The organism is Roseibium aggregatum (genome assembly GCF_017309185.1).
Taxonomy (GTDB): domain Bacteria; phylum Pseudomonadota; class Alphaproteobacteria; order Rhizobiales; family Stappiaceae; genus Roseibium; species Roseibium aggregatum_B.
Map to the genome: position 1 here is coordinate 342,088 of NZ_JAEKJZ010000001.1, position 20,576 is coordinate 362,663.

Here is a 20,576-nt window from a genome sequence, read left to right on the forward strand (position 1 = left end):
TGACCTATGCGAAAGCACAGCTCAGGAGGCATTTCCTTGCTTTTCTGTGCCCGAATGACGCCTGAGAGCACAACTTTAAGAGGCCGTACCCAGAAGTCCATGGGCAAATATGAGTTTAAAATGCAGCGACTGTTTTTGCGTCACATTCTCGCCGATGGCGCCCGGATCGAAACGGACCGGGGTCAGGCGAATTATCTCCAGAACGTTCTGCGCCTCAAGGATGGCGACTATGTGCTGGTTTTCAACGGCAGCGACGGCGAATGGCTTGCCAAGATTGCCACGAACGGCCGCAGGGACTGCGCGCTGCAGCTGATAGACCGCACACGCGAGCAGACCGAGCGCAACGATCTGATGTATATGTTCGCGCCGCTAAAGCATGCCCGTCTCGACTACATGGTGCAAAAGGCCGTCGAGATGGGAGCGGGCAGCCTCAAGCCGGTCATGACGCAACACACCCAGGCGAGCCGGGTCAATCTGGAGCGGATGGAAGCCAATGTGATCGAGGCCGCCGAGCAATGCGGCGTGCTTTCGATTCCGGAAGTGCTGGCGCCGCAGCCCCTGAAGGATGTTCTGGCGGTCTGGCCCGAAGCCCAGCCTGGACGCCGGCTCCTGTTTTGCGACGAGGCGGAGGGGACGAACAATCCCCTTTTGACCCTGGCGCAGATCAAGGAATCCGGCGTGCAGCCGATCGCCGTGCTGATCGGCCCGGAAGGCGGGTTCTCCGATGAAGAGAGGGAACATCTGCGTAGCCTGGATTTTGTCACGGCCATTCCGCTCGGCCCCCGTATTCTGAGGGCGGATACGGCGGCGGTGGCGGCACTTGCGGTCGTCCAGGCAACCATCGGCGATTGGAAGTAAATCGCCGGACAAGGGTGCGCCGAAAGGCAGTCAATCAAGCGGCCGTGAACGGTGCAGACCGGCGGGCCCTGCCAATGCCGCTTGCATTCTGCCTTCAAGACTCCTAAATCTCGCTGGCTCTAAAGTCTGATATAAGAAATTTTTCTGGGACGGATTCATGGCCCGCGATACGGTCGATTCAACACCGATTGAAACAATTGCGGACCTCGCCGCGACGCTCGAAGGGGGCTGTAAGCCGGAAAGCCGGTTCCGGATCGGCACGGAGCACGAGAAATTCCTCTTTTGTGAAAAGAAACTGTGCCCGATCCCTTACGAGGGCGGCAACGGCATCCAGGCGGTCCTGAACGGCATGGAGAAGCTTCTCGGCTGGGAGCGGATCGAGGATGCCGGAAATATCATCGGGCTGGCGGACGATCATGGCGGCGGCGCGATTTCCATCGAGCCCGGCGGACAATTCGAACTCTCCGGCGCACCGCTTGAGAACCTCCACGAAACCTGCCGGGAGGCCAATCAGCACCTGGCCCATGTCCGTGAGGTGGCGGATCCGCTCGGTGTGGGCTTTCTCGGCATTGGCATGACGCCGACCTGGTCGCGCGCCGACATGCCGCGCATGCCGAAATCGCGTTACGACATCATGACCAACTACATGCCCAAGGTCGGTTCCCTGGGGCTCGACATGATGTACCGTACGGCGACCATCCAGGTGAACCTCGACTTTTCCTCCGAAGCCGACATGGTCCGCAAGATGCGGGTCGGACTTGCGCTGCAACCGATCGCCACCGCTATTTTCGCGAACTCCCCCTTCACGGAGGGCAAGCCGAACGGGTTCAAGTCCTTCCGGGCGCAGATCTGGACGGACACCGACGCGGACCGCACGGGCGACATGCCCTTTGCCTTCGACGACGGTTTCGGCTTCGAGGCCTACGTCGACTGGGCGCTGGACGTGCCGATGTATTTCATCAAGCGCGGCGACACCTACTACGATGTGACCGGCACAACGTTCCGTCAGTTCATGAACGGTGCTCTCGAAGGCAAGGTGCCGGATGCCAAGCCCAATCACGGCGACTGGAACAACCATCTGGGCACGTTGTTCCCGGATGTGCGGCTGAAGAAATATATCGAGATGCGCGGCGCGGACGGCGGTCCCTGGCGGCGGATCTGCGCATTGCCGGCTCTCTGGGTCGGGCTGCTCTACGATCAGGGCGTCCTGGACCAGGCCTGGGAACTGGTCAGGGACTGGACACGGGAAGAACGGGCGGCATTGCGCCGTGAGGTTCCGAAATCCGCGCTGCAGACACCGTTCCGGGATCGTACGGTGCTGGACGTGGCCAAGGAGGTTCTCGCCCTGTCGCAGGAAGGCCTCAAGCGGCGCAACCGTCTGAGCGATGGCGATCTCGACGAACGGGTCCATCTTGCGCCGGTTGAAGAAGGACTGGCGTCGGGCATGTGCCCCGCCGATGTGCTTCTTCAGCGCTACAACGGATCCTGGAAGGGTGACCTCTCCCAGGTCTTTCGCGACTACGCCTACTAATGCCCCGTGCGGCGTTCGATTTCCCGGAATTAAAACCGGGTGCACGCCGCGTGTTGACCCAACTGACATTTCGTCCCGCTTCTTGAAGCGATTTGTGGGCGAACGTGTCCGATAATTGCTCTCACGAATTGACCTGACGCCTTCAAAAGGCCACTCTGGACAAGGGTATCACGTGGCTTGGTCTTGTTTCTCAAGGTCTTGCGGTACACTTTTACTGGAGCAGCGCGATGAGTGGCAGCGACGCGGCAGCACCTCCATTCGACATCTTTTCTCTGACGAAGGATGTCCATGAGCGGTTTGGCTGGTCAAACGAGGATCTGAGCCGGGTTATGGAGCAGCTCATGCCTGCTGCATTCAAGGGGTTCGATTACTTCGGCGGCGCGGCTCCCGACTTTACCGGTTTCATGAAGCCGGCCTCCTCCTCGGCATCTGGTTTTGACCTGCCGTTCGGCGGCTTTCCCGGGTTTGTGCAAAGCTCTTCGGAAACCGCGCTGACACCCTTCTTCGGCCCTGAATCCGTGCAACGAGCGCTTGCGGGGCAAATATCCGGTCTCACCGGCCTGCAAAGCGACGCGATCCGCGAAATGATGCCGGTCGCGGCAACGCTCGCGATGGGACAGATTGCCCGGCCGTTCGTCCATGGCGAAGCGCGCAATCTCCTGGATGCCTATCTCAGAGGGTTTGCCAGGGGAAGGCCCAAGCCGCAGCCGACGCCTGTCGACTACCTTCAGGGCTATGCCGAGGCCATGCAGTCCTTTTGGGGTGCCTTCCTGCAGCCCATGAGATCCGCCAGCGGGGACACCGGAACGCCGGAAACGGAACTCGAAGAGCCGGATCCGGACATCGAAGAGGCGGAAATGACAGGCGCGGAAACGGAGCCCCTGCCTCAGGACGGCGGCTCCGAATTCGACGAAATGGTCTCCGGCTGGATGGCGGCCGGCCGGGATTTTCAATCCAACCAGTTCAAGGCCTTCGACAGTTTCTTCGAAAAGGCGGCCAGGGATCTTCGCAATTCCTGAAGGCCGGAGAGTCCGCATCCCAAAAAAAGACCCGCCGGGAGGCGGGTCAAGTGTGTCAGCAAGGCGTTGCCGACAGGGGCTGCAATACCAGTGCGCGTCCAACCGAGCGCTCACCGGTGGATTCCCATCGTTCCAGGGAAAGTCAGGCGGCCAGCGGTCCGCTTTCGTCCGAGCGCGGTTTCACCGTTTTCAGACGCGTGGTCTTCCGGGGGCTGTTGGCCGCGGTCAAGGCGAGCGACTGACCCAGCGCCGGAGCAGAGGCCATGCGCGACGTCGGATCCGTGTAAAACGGCAGGTCCAGCGCTCGGCGAACCTGGGCCCGGGTCAGCCCGATATCGTCGAGCTGTTCGTCGGTCCAGTTCCGAAGCTCGGCGAACTGGCGGCGGTGCTTGAACACGCGCCATGCACGGGCAGCCATCTGCCCGAAGAGAGCGAAGAAGGGGGTGCTAGTGGTGTGTGTCATGGCAAAAAACTCCTGTGAGCGGCCGGAGGGATTTCCGGCAGCCTGTCCCGCGCCAATGCTGGCTGTCCTTGTTTCTGGAACACCTCCTAGATGGAGGCTTCTCAAATATAATTCCAACGAATGTTTGTGATCTGAATAATCGTTTTTTGTGATATTATATTTGTCTCTCGTCCAGCGGAGAGCAGGATGGGTCGGTTCGCCTTAAACATTTCACAGTTTGATGGGAGCCGTATCAATCATGGAAAACCCTTATTAATGAGGCGGCTATGCTCGATCTTGACCAGCTTCGAACCTTTGTGGCGATTGCGGAAAGCGGCAGTTTCACGAAAGCCGCGGAGAACGTTCACAAGACCCAATCCGCCGTTTCGATGCAGATGCGCCGGCTGGAAGAACGGATTGGCAAGCCGCTGTTCACGCGGGTCGGGCGCCAGTCCCGGCTGACCGAGCACGGCGAGCGGCTGCTGCATTACGCACGCCGGCTGGTCCAACTCAACGACGAGACCCTGGCGGCCTTCGACGACACCGAACTCGCCGGTCTGGTCAGGCTCGGCACACCGGATGACTATGCCGACCGGTTCCTGCCCGAGATCCTGGCGCGGTTTTCAAGGTCCAACCCCAAGGCGGAAGTGAGCGTGGTCTGTGCGCCGACCCCCAATCTGGCCGACATGATCGCGGACGGCGAACTCGATGTCGCCATCATCACCCACGTGCAGAGGAAGGGGCGCAAGCAGGTTGAACTCGTCCGCCGGGAGCCGCTTCTCTGGGTTGCCTCGGCCCGCCACGCGGTGGAAAACGAAACGCCGTTGCCTCTGGCGCTCGGCCGGGCGACCTGCGACTGGCGCAAGGCGGCCATAAGCGTCCTTGAAGAGCAGGGCCGCGAACACCGGCTGCTTTACTCCAGCTGGAACTCGACCGCGGTCGGCGCCGCCGTGCTTGCCGGGCTCGCCATTTCGGTGCTGCCGGAATCGGCGCTCCGCTCCGGAATGCGGGTTCTGACCGAAGCCGACGGCTTTCCGAGGCTGCCGGAATGCGAAATCGGAATCATGCGGTCCTGGCAGAAGAACTCCAGGGTTACGGAGGCGCTTGTCGAACACATCGTGTCTTCGCTCGACAATCTCTCTGTTCCGCAGGCAGCCGAATAATGTGATTACGTTGAATCCTAATTATTCTTGATATATTATCAGTTGATTAATTCGAATCTCATATCGCCTTTCGGGTACGACGCTCTTCTTTTGAGGATCCAGCATGAACCACGCTCTGGATATCGACCAGCTTCGGACCTTTTTGGCAATCGCGGAGCTTGGGAGTTTCACCAAGGCAGGCGAGGCGGTGCACAAGACCCAGTCCGCCGTATCCATGCAGATGCGCCGGCTCGAGGAACGCGTCGGTCAGCCGATCTTCATAAAGGACGGACGCCAGTCCAGACTGACCGAAGACGGCCAGCGGCTGGTGGAATATGCCCGGCGGATGATCCTTCTGAACGACGAGACGCTGTCCGCCTTCAACGGCCGCAAGGAAGTCGGTCACGTGAAGCTCGGCGTTCCCGACGACTATGCGGATCGTTTGCTGCCCCAGGTTCTGGCGGCCTTCAACAGGCTGAACCCGTCGATTGAAGTTCAGGTCGAATGTTCCTCGAGTGCGAAACTGACCGAGGCGATCCGGGACAAGGCATTGGATGTCGCCATCACGACTTCGGGCGATAGCGTTGACCTGCGCGGCGAGATCATTCGCCGCGAGCCGCTTTACTGGGTGACCTCGTCCCAGCATTCCGCCCACACCGAAGATGTGGTGCGGCTGGCGCTCGGGCCGTCGACCTGCAGCTGGCGACGTCTGTCCATGGAAGCGCTCGACAGGGCCGGACGGCAATACCGCGTGTCCTACACGAGCTCCAGCGCGGCCGCGCTCGTAGGAGCGGTGCAGGCCGGTCTGGCGGTGACGGTTTTCCCGGAAAGCGCGATCCGCGACGGCATGCGCATTCTGGACGAGAAGGACGGGTTCCCGGCGCTGCCTTATTGCGACATTGCACTGCTGAGGGCGGATACGGCCCGCGAGGCCATGCACGACACCCTTTGCAATCATCTGATCGCGGCGATCGGAAACGTAGGCCCCGGGGCTCCCAGCCAGCTTGCCGCCGAATAGGCGCCGGAGTAAGGCGCGAAAACGGGGCCCGGTTCAGCGGGACCGGATCATAAGGATGTTGCCGGCGATGACGAGGGCCAGTCCCGCCGCGGCCGTCAGGGTCCACTGGTAGCCTTCGAAAAGCGTCGACACGGTCAGGGCGACGACGGGAAACAGAACGGTGACGTAGCCCGCGCCGGCAGCGCCGATACGGCCGAGCAGCGTCAGGTAGGACGCGAAGGCGATGACGGAGGCAACCAGCGCCAGATACACTAGGCTGCCAAGATAGGTCACCGATAATTCGGGGGCGAAACTCTGGCCTCTGAGCGCGGAGACAAGTCCGATAAAGCCTGTCCCGTAGAGCATGCCCCAGGCCGTGGCGGGCATCACGGAAATGCCCTGACGCTGGGCCTGTGCCGACAGCATGTTGCCGGTGCAAAAGGACAGGGTGCCGCCGACGCAGAGGGCCAGTCCCAAAAAGGCTTCGGCGTTGAAATCCGCGCCGGCCAGTTTCGGCCAGAACATGAGACCGACGCCGCAAAAGCCGAGAAGGCCCGCCGTGAGGGCGAGCGGGTTCGGACGCTGACCGAAAAACAGGAAACCCAGACCCAGGTTGAAAACGGAAGCGGTCGAAAAGATCACCGCGAGCAGGCCGGAGGGAAGGCTGGCCGCACCGTAATAGAACAGCGTGAAATTGGTCGAGAACATCAGCACACCGAGGCCGGCGAAGCGAAAATGGTCCTTGAGCGGAAAGGCCATTCTGTCGCCCCGGATCTTCACCCATACCATCATGATCGCGGCGGCCAGAACGAAACGCCAGAAGACGGACACCTCCGGCGCGACCGTCGCGATCTGCCCTTTCATGGCGATCCAGCTGAAACCCCAGGCAAAGACGGTAACCGCGTAGAGCCCGAAATCGGCGGCGGCTCCGCCGGTCTGGCTGCGGAGGGAAGGCGTGGCGACGCTCATGAACAACATCCGGAAGGGTGGAAACGCCTGCCAATTTGCGCCTCTGCAAACTTCAACGCAAATGATTGTTTTTGATATTCCTATCAGGGTATTGAATAGCTGATTTTGCGCGGATGGGATTGAGAAGGGGTCTACGGGACATGGATTTTCTCGTGATCGAGAACTACCGCGGCACGGACCTCGGGCTGATGGGACGGGTTGCGGCGGCGGACGGTTTCCGGTGGCATACCGTATCGGCGTGGCAGGGCGAAGCGGTTCCCGAGGCGGCCGGCGCGTACCGTGGTCTTGTTGTCCTGGGCGGCGCGCAGGACGCGCTTGCCGACGACGACTACCCCTTTCTGCCCGAGGTCTGCGCCTTGATCCGGGCGTTCCACCGTCTGGACAGGCCCGTTCTAGGCATCTGCCTCGGGAGCCAGCTGATTGCCCGTGCCTTCGGCGGAGGCAACGTTCTCGGCCGGCCTGTCGAGTTCGGATGGCAGGCCGTGGTGCCCACGGAGGAAGGCAGGTCGGACCCGGTCCTCGCAACGCTTGAGGATGGTGCGCCGCTGTTTCACTGGCACTCGGACACGGTCACCCTGCCCGAGGGCGCGGTGCATCTGGCGCAAAGCGACATGACGCCGGTCCAGGCCTTTCGCCTGGGCCGCGCGACCTATGCGATCCAGTTCCACTTCGAGACGGGACTGGAGGATGTGCGCCGGTGGAGCGAAACCTTTCCGGACGATATCCGCGTGCACACCCCGGACTGGGACACCCGTTTTGAAACCGAAGCCGCACGCCACGCCTCCGAGGCGGACGCAACCGGCACAGCCCTCAGCCGGGCCTGGCTGTCGCTGCTGTAGCGAAAGAGGGCAGGTTCCCTAAGTCGAGAACACAAGGATCATGCCCTGGCCGGGCCTTTTCAATCATGCTTGAGGTTGTCGTCCCGGTTTGACGCGAAGCGTCAAGACCGGGATCCAGTACCCCGTGAGGATCGCTTCCGGGAAATCTGCACTGTCAATTGATTACTGGGTCCCGGTCCTGGCTGACGCCAAACCGGGACAACAAGTGAATCGACGAAATGCGCCGTTGATCAACCTGCGTTGGCTTGACCGGACGGCAGTGGACCAAATCCGGCAGTGACAAAGCGAGAATGTTCACCGTAAGGGCAAGGCCGCTCCGGTGGGCCGGCGTCACAGCACCAGATTGTGACGCCCGACCTTCGTGATGTCGGTTTCGCCGCACAATCCCATGGTGACGTCCAGTTCCTTCTGAAGGATTTCCAGAACCCGGGTCACGCCGGGCTTGCCCATGGCGCCGAGGCCGTAGACGAAGGCGCGGCCGATGAAGGTGCTGTGAGCCCCCATGGCGACGGCCTTGAAGATGTCCTGTCCGGAACGGATGCCGCTGTCGAAATGGACTTCGATCTTGTCGCCGACCGCGTCGACGATATCGCCGAGCACTTCATAGGATGCCAGCGCCCCGTCGAGCTGGCGGCCGCCGTGGTTGGAGACGACGATGGCGTCCGCGCCGGTCTCCACGGCAAGCTTCGCGTCCTCGACATCGTTGATGCCCTTCAGGATCAACTTGCGGTCCCAATGTTTCTTGACCCATTCGACGGACGACCAGTCGAGCGTCGGGTCGAACTGGCTCGCGGTCCATTCAGAGAGCGAACTCATGTCGTCAACACCGGAAACGTGGCCGTGAATGTTGCCGAACTGGTGCCGCTTGGTCTTCATCATGTTCCAGCACCAGCGCGGCTTGAAGAGAAGGTCGACGAGCACGTTGGGTTTTGGTTTCGGGGGCGTGCTGAGGCCGTTCTTGATGTCCTGGTGGCGCTGGCCGAGCACCTGGAGGTCCAGGGTGAGCACGAGAGCGGAGCAGCCGGCGTCCTTCGCCCGGCGCATCAGGCTTTCCGAAAAACCCCGGTCGCGCATCACATAGAGCTGAAACCAGTAGGGTTTGCTGGTGTGGGCGGCAACATCCTCGATGGAACAGACGCTCATGGTGGAGAGGGTGAACGGAACGCCGAACGCCTCGGCGGCCTGGGCGGCGAGAATTTCTCCATCCGCATGCTGCATGCCGGTGATGCCGACAGGGGCGAGTGCGACCGGCATGGAGACGTCCTCTCCGATCATCGTCGTTTTGAGAGACCGGTTGTCGATGTTGCAGGCAACCCGCTGGCGCAGTTTCTGGCGCTGCAGGGCCGCCTCGTTTTCCCGGTAGGTGCTCTGGGTCCAGGAGCCCGTGTCGGCATAGTCGTAAAACATTTTCGGCACCCGGCGCCTGGCCAGCGCCTGCATGTCCGCAACATCAGTCACAACGGTCATTGAGTAGTCCTCCGGGTGTCTCGGCCTCGAGACGGTTGTTTGAGAGATTTTGTGCGCCTGAGACCCGCCAGCTGTTCCCGCTGCTGCATGTCCTCGGCCTCGGCGAGAGCGCCGCGCACATAGTCGATGTGGTCTTGCGATACGCTTCTGGCCCTTGCGGGGTCGCCATCGCGAATGGCATCGGCGATGGCCTTGTGCTGCCGCAGAAGCTCGACACGGGCGGTCGGATGGCCGTAAAGCTGCCCGCGATTGTAAAAGACACCGTTTTCCAACAGCCGGTAGCAAGACCGCAGGGTGTGCAGAAGCACCACATTGTGCGCCGCTTCGCCGACCGCATTGTGAAAGTCCACATCCAGCCGGCTTTCCGCGGAAAGGTTTACGGTCTCGTGGGCGACCTGCATTCGCTCGACGATGGCGTCGAGCCGGGCGACGTCGGAAGGGGCGGCTCGCCGCGCGGCCTGTTCCGCCGCCTGAGCCTCGATCCCGCGCCGGAACTCGAAGTAATCGTCGATCGCCTTGGGGTGACGTGCGATCAGGTCGATGACCGCTTCGGAAAAGACCGGGCCGATCAGGTCGCAGACAAAGGTTCCGCCACCACGGCGGGCCTCGATCAGCTGACGCTCCTCCAGGGTCTTCAGCGCATCCCGCAGGACTGGCCGCGAGACCTTGAGTTGCTCGGCCAGATCGCGTTCGGACGGCAGTCGGTCGCCGGAGGTCAGAACGCCCTTGAGGATCAGGTCCTCGATTTGCTCGATCACGGTGCTGGCCGTGTTCTGATGCTCAACGGGCTGGAACAATTGTGGCGGATCCTGTTTGACCGGCGCACCGTAGTTTTGAAAACAGCATTGGTCAATTTTTTTATCCAATTTGACGATGACCAGACCCCATGCGGCAAAACGCAAGCGGCGATTGGCGTTCCCTTTTCCTTAAGATCGATGTAGGAAACTTGAAAAGAGAGGAAACACAGGAGCGGCCGCGTGGATCGAAGATCTGAAAACGGGTCGGCACTTCCGGCCTTCAGGTCGTCGCCGCTGCGCGAGCGGGTGCTGGGCGAAATGCATGCCCGGCCGTTCCGGCCGCTGAGCAGTCCCCGAATTGTCTTGCACTATGCCTTCCTGACCAATGCAGAGGAGGCGTCCGCCGATCAGGCCTGGTTTTCCGAGTTCTGCATTTCCCACGGCAACAATGGCCCGGCCAGGGGCACACGCCACCACACGCTGGCCTTTGGCGGCGGAACACTGAGTTGGGAGCAGCACGCGGAGTTCACCACCTATACCTGGGACGGCGCCGCGCCGCCGGACAAGGTGTTCGGGCCGGTTCCCGCGAGCCATCCGTTCGGGGCGGCCTTCCGGGCGCCGGGCGATCTTCTGGTGGCGGCGCGTCTGGAGCTCAAGGCCCCGGTCGAAGGAGAGGACTGGCGCAACCACTTCGACCCAAGCAGCCTGACGGTCTCCAACGTGGCGGACGGCGAAGCGATGGTGGCGACGGACTTCAGGCAGGATGGCGATGGTCTCACCCGGTTTCTGGTCTTCAACCGGACCTTGAGCGAGACACAGTCGGGCGCCGTTGTGCAGCGCCTTCTGGAAATCGAGACCTATCGCACGCTTGCCATGCTTGGCCTGTTCGAGGCCTCGGCGCTTCAGCCGGACATCCGCCGCTACGAAATCGAGTTGGCCGAGCTCACCGGTAAGATGAAGGACACGGCGGCTCTGGGCGCGAACCAGGATCTGCTGCATCAACTGTCGGTGCTCGCCGCGGCGCTGGAGGCCGGGGCGACGGCAAGTACGTTCCGCTTCGGCGCGAGTCGGGCCTATCATGAAATCGTGAAATCGCGGATCGGCGTGTTGCAGGAAGAGGCCGCGCCCGGGGAATTGTCCCTGACCGGATTTCTGTCCCGGCGCCTCGCGCCCGCCATGCGCACCTGTCAGGCGATCGAGGAACGTCAGGCAATGTTGTCGAGAAAACTCGCCCGGGCGACCACGCTGCTGCGAACGCGGGTGGATGTGGAGCTGGAACAGCAGAACCGCAGCCTGTTGGAATCCATGAACCGCCGGGCGCATCTCCAGCTCAGGCTGCAGCAGACCGTGGAAGGACTGTCGGTCGCGGCGGTGAGCTACTATGTGGTCGGCCTGATTTCCTATCTCTCGAAGGCCGCCAAGCATGCGGGGCTCCCGGTCCCCGATTCGAACGTGATGACCGGGGTCGCGGTCCCGGTCGTTGTGCTGGCGATCTGGTGGACCGTGCGCCGTATCCGCAAACAGCACGGTGAGCATTGAAGAAGAGAGACAGGAAACCCTAATCCCTGACGTGCCGGGCAGGTCTGCGAAGACGTCTCTGCCGCCGTTTTCGATCCTATGCGCTCAGCTTGCCCAGGACAGCGGTGTGAAGCTCCGGTGACGCACACGCGACGATGGCTCCGCTCGAGGCAAGCGTCAGAGATTGACCCTCCCAGCCGGAAATAATGCCACCCGCTTCCTGCACGACCGGGCACAGGGCGCATATGTCATAGGCGTCCAGGTCGTCCGCGTTGAGGCATATGTCTATCAGGCCACGCGACAGCGCGCCGTAAGCCGGAGCCCCGCCATCGAACACTCTCAGCCGGCCGCTCGTCCGGAGCCGGTCGTATCCCCTGGCGCATCGGCCGACGAAGCTGTCGGGGTTGGCCAGGCTGACGATGGCCTCATCGATATCTTGCCGTCCGCTGCTTCGGACCAGGCGCCCGCCGAACCGTGTGCCTTTTCCTTCCGCAGCGACATATCGAGTTCCCGTCAACGGAAGATCGATAATGCCCAGAACCGGGGTCCCGTCCCGGCATACGCTTATGAGGGACGCGAAGTTGAGCAGACCTGTCCCGAACTGGCGCGTGCCGTCGATCGGGTCGAGAACCCAGGTGAAGGCACTTTTGCCGATGTCGGAGCCATATTCCTCGCCGAGGAGCCCATGGGACGGGAAAAGCGCCTGTATCCGCTCCCGCCACAGGGTTTCGATGGACAGATCGGCGTCCGTCAGGGAAGACCCGTCAGGTTTGTAGGTGACTGCCAGATCGCTTTGCCAGGCTCGGCGCGCCAGGTTCGAGCCAGCTTCGGCGAGGCTGACGGCCGCCGCCAGGATTTCGTCGAGTTCAATAGACATCAGGGGCTCACGTGAAGGGCTGGCAACTGCATCACGATCATGATTCGAAGGCTGCATGAATCAACAAACCCCTGACGAATGCCAGGGGTTTGCAAGCGGTCAGAAGCCGGGTGAATCCGGCCATGCCGGGCTTGTAAGCGCGACAAGCCCTATTCGCTGGAACCGTCTTCCTTGAACTGGGCGAGATAGGCGATGACATCGGCCCGGTCCTGTTCCTTCTTCAGGCCGGCAAAGGCCATCTTGCCTTTCGGGATGACGTCCTTGGGCTTTGTCAGGTAGGCGTCGAGGGTCTCGACATCCCAGACCTTGCCGTCGCCCAGTTCAATGAGCGCTTTGGAATATTTGTAACCTTCGACCTCGCCCCAGCTTCGGTCGACGACGCCGTTCAGTTGCGGTCCGACCTTGTTTTTCGCCTTGGGGCCGACGGCATGGCATGCCTTGCATTTCTTGAAGACTTTCTCGCCCTTGGCGACGTCGCCCTCGGCGCTCGCCTGAACGGTCAGGGCCAGAAGTGCGGTTCCGGCGATCATCAGCAGTCGCTGCATCATTTTCTCCCTCAAATTGGGTGAATAAAAACCCGGACGATAGAGAACAGGATATCAGCTTCTTATGCAAGTGACGGACGGTCGCATCTGGTTGGAGCAGGCCCTGTCCGGTTGCCGGCCGATGCGGCAATGATCGCGGACGGTCTTGCCGGCACCGGGAGCTTCAAACCGCGCGTGCGTTGCTCGGGATCCGAAGCCACTTCTCCAATCCCGCGTCCCAATAAGGCGAGGACCCGTAAAGCTGCGCCAGGAAATCGATGAACACTCTGACTTTGGCCGGAAGGAACTGGCGACTCGGATAGACCGCGTAGAGGCCGACATCCTTGGACGCCCGGTATTCGGGCAACAGGATATGCAACCTGCCCTCGCGCAGTTCGGGACCGATGTCCCAGGTGGAGCGCAGGGCGATGCCGACGCCGGCAAGCAGGCATTCGCGGACCACCTCGTTGGAGTTGGTCTTGACCGGAGCCTGCGTGCGCACCGTCACGATGCCGTCGGGCCCCGCCAGACGCCAGGGGTCCTGGTTGGTCGCCGCGAGCGTGACATGGTTTTCCATCAGGTCTTCGATATTGTTCGGTGCGCCGTGTTTTTCCAGATAATCCGTGCTGGCGCAGAGGATTCGGTGTACCGGCGCCAGGCGCCGCGCCACCAGGCTGGAATCGGACAGCTCCGCGATCCGGATCGCGAGGTCGTAGCCGTCGCCGACGATATCGACGAAATCGTCCGAGAGATCCAGATTGACCGAGAGGTCTGGGTTTTCAGTCAGGAACCTGGCCATATGCGGTGCAATGTGCAGCCGTCCGAAAGAGGTCGGCACGGCGACACGGAGATTTCCCCGCGCCTTCGCCGATCCCCGCGACACAAAGGACTCGGCCTCCTCCACGGAGGCAAGAATGGCGACAACGCGTTCGTAAAATCCCTGTCCGGCTTCGGTCATCGCAATCTGCCGGGTGGTCCGTTGCAGGAGACGGGTGCCGAGCTTCTCCTCCAGACGGCGGATGCGCTTGGAGACGACTGCGGGCGACAGGCTCATCTCGCGGCCGGCGGCCGACATGCTGCCGGCGCTCACCACCCGTGCGAAGATCTCCATGTCGGTCAGATTGCTCATTTTCAATCTCTCAGAAACGCGATTGATCGTTTGCCGAAGGTTTTCCGCAGACGTTACACTTTCCAGACTAAGGGAAAGGCATTGAATTGCCACCCCGGAATAAGACTGAGCCCCATGGTTCAGCCGCCATCGGCCTCACTCTCGAAACGCCGGAACGAGCAATTCGCCCCCGGGAGGGGTCTCAATCCTTGTCGTACGGTCAACGGTGTGTAGTGTGGTCGGTGTATTGATTCCGCGGTTTCTTTCAATTGGGGCACGATCATGAACGAACAGTCCGATGTTGCAGGTTATCTCGAACCGGGCGGCAAGAACGTTACGCTCGTCTATATTCTTTATCTTGTAAGTATCGTCGTTGGCATCACAGGCATTGTCGGCGTCGTTTTTGCCTATCTGAACCGAGGCAAGGGCGCGGCCTGGGTCGATTCCCACTACACCTTCCAGATAAGGACCTTCTGGATCGGCATTCTGTTCAGTCTGATCGGCTTCATCCTGATGTTTGTCTTCATCGGTATCTTCGTGCTGATCGCGGTTCTGATCTGGATGATCATCCGGTGCATCAAGGGGCTGCAACTGGCCGGCAAGGAAGAAGCCGTGCCGAACCCGCAGACCTGGATGTTCTGATCCCGGGGGAAGGATCGATATCAAGCCCGCACGCATCCGCGTCGCGGGCTTTTTCTTTCCGTGACTTCATCCTTCCCGGATCAACCGGAAGCGATGTCTTCGGGCATCATGTCCAACCGCCAAGAACAGCGCCCAGTCCGGCGGTGTTCTCTCAGTTGCGGTTGGCATTACATCAGGTTCGGCAGCCACAGGGTGATTTCCGGAAAGGCGATCAGCAGGGCCAGGACCGCGACCTCCATGACGATGAAGGGGATCAGCCCTCTGAAGATCGTGGCCAGGGGAACCCGGGTCTGTGCCGAGGCAACATAGGCGTTCAATCCGAGCGGAGGCGTCAGGAGGCCGATTTCCACGGTCTTGGTAACGATGATGCCGAACCAGACCGGGTCGAAGTCGAGCGCCATCGCCGCCGGAAACGCCAGCGGCATGGAAAGCGACAGGATCGCGAGCTGGTCCATGAACATGCCCATCACCAGCAGCACGAAGACCATGATCATGAGAATTGCATAGCGCGGCATCTCTGAAGTGGTGACGGCCTCCAGGATGGTCTGGGTCACCCGTGTGAAGGTCAGGTAGTTGGCGAAAATGGCCGAGCAGGCGACGATCGCAACGATCATCACGGTGGCCTTGACGGCGTTGCTCAGCGCGCCGCCGAAAGCCTTCGGCCGGAAGGTCCGCTGGAAAACGCATACGATGATCGAGCCGAGAACACCCAGAGCGGCCGCCTCCGACGGCGATGCCAGACCGAGATATATGGCGCCGATAACCGCGACGATCAGCAGGATCATCGGCACGACATAAATGCTGGTGCTCACGGCTTTGCCCAGTTCGAAGGGCTCGCCTTCCGGGGCATAATCGGTCTTGTGGGCGATGACCTTTATGACGAACGCCAGACTGAGCGCCGTCAGAATGCCTGGAATGACACCGGCGATGAACAGCTTGCCGATGGAGGTCTCCGTCAAAACGCCATAGACGACCAGAACAATGCTCGGCGGCACGACCACGGCCAGCGTTCCGCCGACGCTGACGACGGCCGAAGACAGGCGGTCGTTGTAGCGGTGACGGCGCATTTCCGGAAAGGCGGAGGTTGCCATCGCGGCCGTCGACGCGGTGCTGCTCCCCACCAGGGCGGCCAGAAGAACGGACGCGCCGACCGTTGCCATGGCGAGGCCTCCCTTCACATGGCCGATCCAGGACTGACAGGCGACGATGGCACGGCGTGTGACATCTCCGGAGGTCAGCACTTCCGCCATCAGGATGAAGAGAGGGATCGCCACAAGGACGAAGGAAGACGCCGTATCGAAAAACGTGCGTTCCAGTACCGAAAGGGCCGGCCGGGTGCCGATTTGCATGGCCAGACCGGTGGCTCCGGCAATCCCCATCGCAAAGGCGATGGGCAACCGGATGATCATCAGAACGGCCAGGACGACGAGAAGAATGAAAAAGGACAGCATCCGCAACAGACCTTGAAGGGAAAAAAGGCGGCCGGAACCGGCCGCCAGGTTCGTGGTAACGCTCCGACGTTATTCGCTCGTCAGTTTGCGATAGTCTTCAAGGACGGCCTTGGCGGTTTCACTGCCGCCGCCGACGCGCTGGACCCAGTCAGCCGAGACTTCGGCCATGGATGCATTCAGTTCCGCCAGTTCCTCGGGTGTGAAATCGTAGACCTCGAGTTCCTGTTCGGTCCACTCGTCCACCAGTTTCTCGATGGAGGCGTCCTGTGCTTCGGCAACATGAAGGGCGATGTCCTTGCCGGCGTCCAGCATCGCGGTCTTCACAGTTTCCGGAAGCCCGTCGAAGCGATCTTTCTGGACGACCATCACGAAGCTGTACCCGCCGAACGAGCCGTTCTTCGAGATGTGGCTGACGACTTCCTGCAGATTGTAACCCGGCACGGAGGCGAGCGGGAACAGGATGCCGTCAAGGCGTGAGCGCTCCACGGCCGTATAGACCTCCGGACCGGGAATGCTCACGCCGACGGCGCCGAGGCTCCTTGCGGTCATGGCCTGGGTCGAACCGCTGGTGCGGATATCGAGGCCGGTCCAGTCGCCCGGCCCTCCCAGATGTTTCTTGGCAAGAACCTGGTAGGGCGGCAGAACGAAACCGAATATCGGCACGACTTCCGCCGCAAGCAGTTCATCGCGCAAGGGGCCTTTTGCCAGCATCTCTTGAAGCGCCTTGGTGCCGTGAACCGCCGAGCTGTAATACCCGGGGAGGGCGACCACCGAGTTCAGCGGCAGATCCTTGCTGTGATAGGGCGTGCCGATGAGGGCGGCATCCAGAATGCCGGCCTTCACGGCATCGAGTTGCGCTGCCGCCTTCGCCGCCTGGGCGGAAGGATAGTGCTCGAATTCGATCTCCCCGCCGGTCGCCTCCTCCACGGCCTTCATCCAGCGGGTCGTGCCTTCGATCGATACGATATGCGTCGTTGACTGAAAGTCGCCGAGACGCAGCGTTTCGGCGGAAGCGCCAACCGTTCCAAGGGCCAGAGCGCCGGCAAGCAGGGATGCTGCTGCTTTCGAGAATTTCATCATATTTCCTCCCGTATGAATGGTTTGTCATGACGAGGTGTTTGACACACCTTCTTCCGTTGCTTCGTAGAGGAGCCGCACCATGAGAATGCCGCAGCCCAAGGGGACGGTGAGATAAGCCCAGCCGAGAGGCCAGTCGACCGCGCCGAACTCGACTTCTCCCTGCGCGAAGGCTTCAAAGGCGAATTGCCCGGACATGTATGTGACCGCCGCGAAAAACCCCGCCGCCAGCAACAGCCGGAAAATCCGGAGCAAATGCCAGTGAGGTCCGGACAATCCGCCCGGTATGACGTCGAGCGCCAGATGTCCGCCATCCCGGAAGACCCGTGACAGGGACAGACAGGCCAGCGCGGGCATCAGATAAAGCTCTGTCATCTCGAACTGGATCTGTATGGGGATGCCGAAGAACAGCCGCATGAGAATGTCGGCGTTCAACAGCACCGCCACCGTCAGCAGGGAAAGGCATCCTGCGTAATGCAGGATGTCCTCAACCCGGGTCAGGTACTTTCCGAAAGTGTTCAAGCTTTCCTCCCAGACGCTTGAAACCCGGTCAGCGAGCAGGCAATTCCACGATCGCCGAACCCATTGCCGACAGTTCGCCGTCCTGTTGTTCGGCGCGCTGCGAAATCTCGACGAGATGCTTGCCGTCTTCGACGAATTTCCGGGTGACGTCACCGTTGATGAGAATGATGTCGCCCTCCGGATTGTGCCGGCGGACCTGGCATTTCGCCTTGCGCAGGAAACCGTCGTCGCCCATCCAGTTGGTGATCTGGTGCTGCAGCCACGACGTGCGTTCCGGCCCATAGTCATAGGCACCCGGCGCGCCGACCATCAGGGCGAAGTCTTCTTCCCAGTGGACGCGTTCCGGGCAGTCCGGAATGCCGAAACGATTCTTGATGCCGGCGCCCGGGTGCTTCTGCTGGAGTTGCCAGGCAAGCTTGTTGGCCCGGATATAGAGGCCGCCCCATCCTTGTGCATAGGCAATGAAGCCGGTCACGGTCATCGGCCCCTTGACCATGGTCGGCAGGGCTTCGCCTTCGGAGACGTCGTCCCAGTAAAGCCTGTCTGCGCCGCGGATCTTTTCCTGCGCGTAGTACTTGGAGAAGCTGTCGAGTTCCTCCTGGGTGTAGACACGCGGCTCGCGGTTGCGGACCTCCGTATATTTGGTGCCGTTTTCCCGCGCGGCGTCGCGGTCGGTCCGGAAACACCAGCTGTCGGCTTCCGCCAGCAGGTCGCCGTTTTTCTCGTCGAAAAACTTGACGTGATAGATCTGCTGGATCGCGCGGCCGGCAAACCGGGTCTGGTGCGGGATCAGGTCTTTCAGCCAGGCTTCCGTGCGGATGACCGTGTCCCGCAGGATCGGCTTGTGCCAGGTCCAGTCGGCGCCGGACCACATGGCGTGAACCCCCGGCAGCCCGCCGACGTAGCCGGATATGATGCGGCTGGTCGCGAATAGGAAACTGGGCAAGGCGATCACGTCGCCATATTTCGTGGTTCTGGCGTAGTCCGGGTCGCACCAGAGCGGGTTGTCGTCACCGATACCGTGCGCATAGTGGCGGATGTTGTCGCGAGTCGCTTCGTAGCACCAGGGCTCGACGGTGTTCTCGATCTTGACTCCGATACGTGCGCGCAGGTCATCGAGACCTTCTTCCGTAATCTTCGGAAATTGCTTGTGTGCAATTTCGTTCATGCCTTCCTCCATTAAGTAATGTGCTTTCGCCGGGGAACGGTCAGGCGGCGCCTGCCGTTTCCTTGGCTTCCGCGTCTCTGAGAACCTTGCGGTTGACTTTTCCCGCCGGTGTCTTCGGCAGGGATTTCACGAACTCGACCTGGCGCGGGTATTCGTGCCGGCTGAGATTGTTGCGGACGAGATCCTGAATTTCGTGGACGAGGTCCCCGGCTTCTCCGGCCTTCAGAACGATGAAGGCCTTGACCACCTGGCCGCGGACCGGATCTGGCACGCCGATGGCGGCGGCTTCGGCGACCTTCGGGTGTTTCAGAATGGCGTCCTCGATCTCGACGGCGCCGATCGTCCAGCCCGCGGAGATAATGACGTCGTCGGCCCGGCCGCCGTGATAGAAGTAGCCATCCTCGTCGACCCGGCCGAGATCCTTGGTCGGGAACCATTGGCCGCCCTTCTTGACCATCAACTCGCCGGTTTCGCCGGGCTTGACCGGATTGCCGTCCGGGCCCTGCACCTCGACTTCCACGCCGGGAACGGCCTTCCCCATGGCGCCGTCCCGCACTTCCAGGTCGTCGGCGCCCGGATAGTTGGAAATGATGACGCCGATCTCGGTGGTGCCGTACATGGATCGGACCTTGGTGCCGAACACCTTTTCACAGAAGCTTGCGGTCTCGCTGTCGATTGGCTCGCCGGTGAAGGTCAGCTTTTCGAAGGCATAGGTGAAGTTCTCCGCCTCGCCGGAATTGCGCATCATCCGGTAGTGGGTCGCGGCGGCGGTGAGATTGGTGATCTTGAAGTCCTGAAGGGCTTTCAGAAGGCGCACCGGGTCGAACTTTCCAGAAAACGTTCCGGTCGAGACCCCAAGCGAAAGCGGCGCCAGCGTGCCGTGCCAGAGACCGTGCCCCCAGGCCGGCGAGGACGGGCAGAAGAACCGGTCACCGGGACGGATGCCGGTCGCGTAAAGCGCGGCGACCATCAAGGTAACGATGGAGCGGTGGGTGTGTTCGACGGCGGCCGGCAGCAGGCGGGTGGTTCCGGAGGTGTATTGCAGCACGGCGAGATCGCTTCCTGCTGTCCGCCACTCGAAGGTTTTGGGAAGTTCACAGATCGAGCTGAGAAAGTCGCTGTCCGCGACGACCACGTTAAGGTTGCCCGCTTCGAGGCAGTCCTTGGATTTCTCCCGATTGGTGAACATCAGCTTCGGCTTGCAGTCTTCCGCACGCAGCCGAATGCCTTCCGGACCGAAAAGCGTGAACATCGGCACGGCGACGGCACCCGACTTCATCGTGCCGAAAAGCGCCGCGTAATAGGCAAGTGACGGTTCCAGCATGACGGCGACACGGTCGCCTTTTTGCACACCCCGGTTTCTCAGGTAGTGGGCGAAGCGGGAAGACAGATGGCTGAGGTCCGCGAAGGTGACGATTTCGTCCCGGCCGTCGGCATGGGCGATGCGCAGGGCGACGTTGTCGCCGTCCACATGCCGGTCGATGCATTCATGCGCGATGTTGAAGCTTTCGCGCGTGCCGTCGAACAGCTCCCAAAGGGCTTCCTTCGTGTAGTGCTTCTGCGCATCCGCATACGACGTGTAGTCGGTCAGCCGCGTCATGGGCCTGTTTCCTCCCCGAACATTTTTTCCGGAACGGCTAAGCGTCCCAACCTTGTTGACAAGGCTAGGGGAAGCGGATCAGTATTGT

The 20,576-nt window shown here is 61.3% G+C and carries 20 protein-coding genes; 8 read left to right on the top strand and 12 right to left on the bottom strand.

Annotated features, from left to right (window positions below; translation table 11 throughout):
* Nucleotides 1-99 precede the first annotated feature (99 nt).
* The 3 genes from JF539_RS01570 to JF539_RS01580 all read left to right on the top strand — a co-directional run bounded on the left by JF539_RS01570 (nt 100) and on the right by JF539_RS01580 (nt 3,408).
* On the top strand, nt 100-858 hold the full coding sequence (locus tag JF539_RS01570; protein ID WP_207138508.1) for a 16S rRNA (uracil(1498)-N(3))-methyltransferase: 759 nt from the start codon (nt 100-102) through the stop codon (nt 856-858).
* 157 nt (nt 859-1,015) lie between these two features.
* Entirely contained in the window at nt 1,016-2,389 is a 1,374-nt protein-coding gene (locus tag JF539_RS01575; RefSeq protein ID WP_207138510.1) for a glutamate--cysteine ligase, read from the top strand.
* Between the two features lie 227 nt (nt 2,390-2,616).
* A complete protein-coding gene (locus JF539_RS01580; protein ID WP_207138512.1) occupies nt 2,617-3,408 on the top strand; it encodes a hypothetical protein in 792 nt (263 codons plus the stop codon).
* A gap of 142 nt (nt 3,409-3,550) precedes the next feature.
* On the opposite strand, the gene JF539_RS01585 is transcribed toward JF539_RS01580, so the two are convergent.
* A complete protein-coding gene (locus JF539_RS01585; protein WP_207138514.1) occupies nt 3,551-3,871 on the bottom strand; it encodes a DUF1127 domain-containing protein in 321 nt (106 codons plus the stop codon).
* Between the two features lie 266 nt (nt 3,872-4,137).
* On the opposite strand from JF539_RS01585, the gene JF539_RS01590 reads away from it, so the two are divergent.
* Together JF539_RS01590 and JF539_RS01595 are read left to right on the top strand one after the other, a co-directional pair.
* Nucleotides 4,138-5,013, top strand: coding sequence for a LysR substrate-binding domain-containing protein (locus tag JF539_RS01590; RefSeq protein WP_207138516.1), 876 nt, complete (start codon nt 4,138-4,140; stop codon nt 5,011-5,013).
* A 103-nt stretch (nt 5,014-5,116) separates the two neighbouring features.
* Nucleotides 5,117-6,010: a LysR substrate-binding domain-containing protein gene (locus JF539_RS01595; RefSeq protein ID WP_207138518.1), complete on the top strand. Its 894-nt coding sequence runs from the start codon at nt 5,117-5,119 to the stop codon at nt 6,008-6,010.
* Nucleotides 6,011-6,043: 33 nt separating this feature from the next.
* On the opposite strand, the gene JF539_RS01600 is transcribed toward JF539_RS01595, so the two are convergent.
* Nucleotides 6,044-6,958, bottom strand: coding sequence for a DMT family transporter (locus JF539_RS01600; RefSeq protein WP_207138520.1), 915 nt, complete (start codon nt 6,956-6,958; stop codon nt 6,044-6,046).
* A gap of 140 nt (nt 6,959-7,098) precedes the next feature.
* On the opposite strand from JF539_RS01600, the gene JF539_RS01605 reads away from it, so the two are divergent.
* Nucleotides 7,099-7,797: a type 1 glutamine amidotransferase gene (locus JF539_RS01605; RefSeq protein WP_207138522.1), complete on the top strand. Its 699-nt coding sequence runs from the start codon at nt 7,099-7,101 to the stop codon at nt 7,795-7,797.
* 330 nt (nt 7,798-8,127) lie between these two features.
* Here JF539_RS01605 and JF539_RS01610 read toward each other — a convergent pair whose 3' ends face one another.
* Nucleotides 8,128-9,264 carry an alpha-hydroxy acid oxidase gene (locus JF539_RS01610; RefSeq protein ID WP_207138530.1) on the bottom strand — a complete coding sequence of 379 codons (1,137 nt, stop codon included), beginning with the start codon at nt 9,262-9,264 and terminating at the stop codon, nt 8,128-8,130.
* Entirely contained in the window at nt 9,261-10,061 is an 801-nt protein-coding gene (locus tag JF539_RS01615) for a FadR/GntR family transcriptional regulator (protein WP_207138531.1), read from the bottom strand. Before JF539_RS01615 ends, JF539_RS01610 begins: the two co-directional genes overlap by 4 nt.
* A 180-nt stretch (nt 10,062-10,241) precedes the next feature.
* On the opposite strand from JF539_RS01615, the gene JF539_RS01620 reads away from it, so the two are divergent.
* On the top strand, nt 10,242-11,540 hold the full coding sequence (locus JF539_RS01620) for a DUF3422 family protein (RefSeq protein WP_207138533.1): 1,299 nt from the start codon (nt 10,242-10,244) through the stop codon (nt 11,538-11,540).
* 76 nt (nt 11,541-11,616) lie between these two features.
* On the opposite strand, the gene JF539_RS01625 is transcribed toward JF539_RS01620, so the two are convergent.
* The 3 genes from JF539_RS01625 to JF539_RS01635 all read right to left on the bottom strand — a co-directional run bounded on the left by JF539_RS01625 (nt 11,617) and on the right by JF539_RS01635 (nt 14,049).
* Nucleotides 11,617-12,396, bottom strand: coding sequence for an inositol monophosphatase family protein (locus JF539_RS01625; protein ID WP_207138536.1), 780 nt, complete (start codon nt 12,394-12,396; stop codon nt 11,617-11,619).
* A 149-nt stretch (nt 12,397-12,545) separates the two neighbouring features.
* Nucleotides 12,546-12,941, bottom strand: coding sequence for a c-type cytochrome (locus tag JF539_RS01630; protein WP_207138538.1), 396 nt, complete (start codon nt 12,939-12,941; stop codon nt 12,546-12,548).
* A gap of 163 nt (nt 12,942-13,104) precedes the next feature.
* On the bottom strand, nt 13,105-14,049 hold the full coding sequence (locus tag JF539_RS01635) for a LysR family transcriptional regulator (RefSeq protein WP_207138541.1): 945 nt from the start codon (nt 14,047-14,049) through the stop codon (nt 13,105-13,107).
* A gap of 261 nt (nt 14,050-14,310) precedes the next feature.
* Here JF539_RS01635 and JF539_RS01640 point away from each other — a divergent pair, with 261 nt between their 5' ends.
* The gene (locus JF539_RS01640) at nt 14,311-14,670 is read left to right on the top strand and encodes a DUF4870 family protein (protein ID WP_207138543.1); all 360 of its coding nucleotides are present in this window, start codon (nt 14,311-14,313) and stop codon (nt 14,668-14,670) included.
* A 167-nt stretch (nt 14,671-14,837) separates the two neighbouring features.
* Here JF539_RS01640 and JF539_RS01645 read toward each other — a convergent pair whose 3' ends face one another.
* The 5 genes from JF539_RS01645 to JF539_RS01665 all read right to left on the bottom strand — a co-directional run bounded on the left by JF539_RS01645 (nt 14,838) and on the right by JF539_RS01665 (nt 20,488).
* Nucleotides 14,838-16,121 (bottom strand): TRAP transporter large permease, encoded by a 1,284-nt coding sequence (locus JF539_RS01645; protein ID WP_207138545.1) that lies wholly within the window; start codon nt 16,119-16,121, stop codon nt 14,838-14,840.
* Between the two features lie 69 nt (nt 16,122-16,190).
* Entirely contained in the window at nt 16,191-17,198 is a 1,008-nt protein-coding gene (dctP, locus tag JF539_RS01650; protein WP_209016953.1) for a TRAP transporter substrate-binding protein DctP, read from the bottom strand.
* Nucleotides 17,199-17,225: 27 nt separating this feature from the next.
* Complete coding sequence (locus tag JF539_RS01655) at nt 17,226-17,720, bottom strand: TRAP transporter small permease (protein ID WP_207138556.1); 495 nt, start codon at nt 17,718-17,720, stop codon at nt 17,226-17,228.
* Nucleotides 17,721-17,748: 28 nt separating this feature from the next.
* Nucleotides 17,749-18,888: an FAS1-like dehydratase domain-containing protein gene (locus JF539_RS01660; RefSeq protein ID WP_207138558.1), complete on the bottom strand. Its 1,140-nt coding sequence runs from the start codon at nt 18,886-18,888 to the stop codon at nt 17,749-17,751.
* A gap of 40 nt (nt 18,889-18,928) precedes the next feature.
* A complete protein-coding gene (locus JF539_RS01665; protein WP_207138560.1) occupies nt 18,929-20,488 on the bottom strand; it encodes an acyl-CoA synthetase in 1,560 nt (519 codons plus the stop codon).
* Nucleotides 20,489-20,576 lie beyond the last annotated feature (88 nt).

Excerpts from the sequence above, each read along its gene's own strand:
- JF539_RS01630 (WP_207138538.1), bottom strand. The coding sequence starts at position 12,941 with ATGCAGCGACTGCTGATGATCGCCGGAACCGCACTTCTGGCCCTGACC.
- JF539_RS01595 (WP_207138518.1), top strand. The coding sequence starts at position 5,117 with ATGAACCACGCTCTGGATATCGACCAGCTTCGGACCTTTTTGGCAATC.
- JF539_RS01600 (WP_207138520.1), bottom strand. The coding sequence starts at position 6,958 with ATGAGCGTCGCCACGCCTTCCCTCCGCAGCCAGACCGGCGGAGCCGCC.
- dctP (WP_209016953.1), bottom strand. The coding sequence starts at position 17,198 with ATGAAATTCTCGAAAGCAGCAGCATCCCTGCTTGCCGGCGCTCTGGCC.
- JF539_RS01570 (WP_207138508.1), top strand. The coding sequence starts at position 100 with ATGGGCAAATATGAGTTTAAAATGCAGCGACTGTTTTTGCGTCACATT.
- JF539_RS01640 (WP_207138543.1), top strand. The coding sequence starts at position 14,311 with ATGAACGAACAGTCCGATGTTGCAGGTTATCTCGAACCGGGCGGCAAG.
- JF539_RS01575 (WP_207138510.1), top strand. The coding sequence starts at position 1,016 with ATGGCCCGCGATACGGTCGATTCAACACCGATTGAAACAATTGCGGAC.
- JF539_RS01585 (WP_207138514.1), bottom strand. The coding sequence starts at position 3,871 with ATGACACACACCACTAGCACCCCCTTCTTCGCTCTCTTCGGGCAGATG.
- JF539_RS01635 (WP_207138541.1), bottom strand. The coding sequence starts at position 14,049 with ATGAGCAATCTGACCGACATGGAGATCTTCGCACGGGTGGTGAGCGCC.
- JF539_RS01660 (WP_207138558.1), bottom strand. The coding sequence starts at position 18,888 with ATGAACGAAATTGCACACAAGCAATTTCCGAAGATTACGGAAGAAGGT.
- JF539_RS01665 (WP_207138560.1), bottom strand. The coding sequence starts at position 20,488 with ATGACGCGGCTGACCGACTACACGTCGTATGCGGATGCGCAGAAGCAC.
- JF539_RS01605 (WP_207138522.1), top strand. The coding sequence starts at position 7,099 with ATGGATTTTCTCGTGATCGAGAACTACCGCGGCACGGACCTCGGGCTG.
- JF539_RS01645 (WP_207138545.1), bottom strand. The coding sequence starts at position 16,121 with ATGCTGTCCTTTTTCATTCTTCTCGTCGTCCTGGCCGTTCTGATGATC.
- JF539_RS01625 (WP_207138536.1), bottom strand. The coding sequence starts at position 12,396 with ATGTCTATTGAACTCGACGAAATCCTGGCGGCGGCCGTCAGCCTCGCC.
- JF539_RS01580 (WP_207138512.1), top strand. The coding sequence starts at position 2,617 with ATGAGTGGCAGCGACGCGGCAGCACCTCCATTCGACATCTTTTCTCTG.
- JF539_RS01590 (WP_207138516.1), top strand. The coding sequence starts at position 4,138 with ATGCTCGATCTTGACCAGCTTCGAACCTTTGTGGCGATTGCGGAAAGC.
- JF539_RS01610 (WP_207138530.1), bottom strand. The coding sequence starts at position 9,264 with ATGACCGTTGTGACTGATGTTGCGGACATGCAGGCGCTGGCCAGGCGC.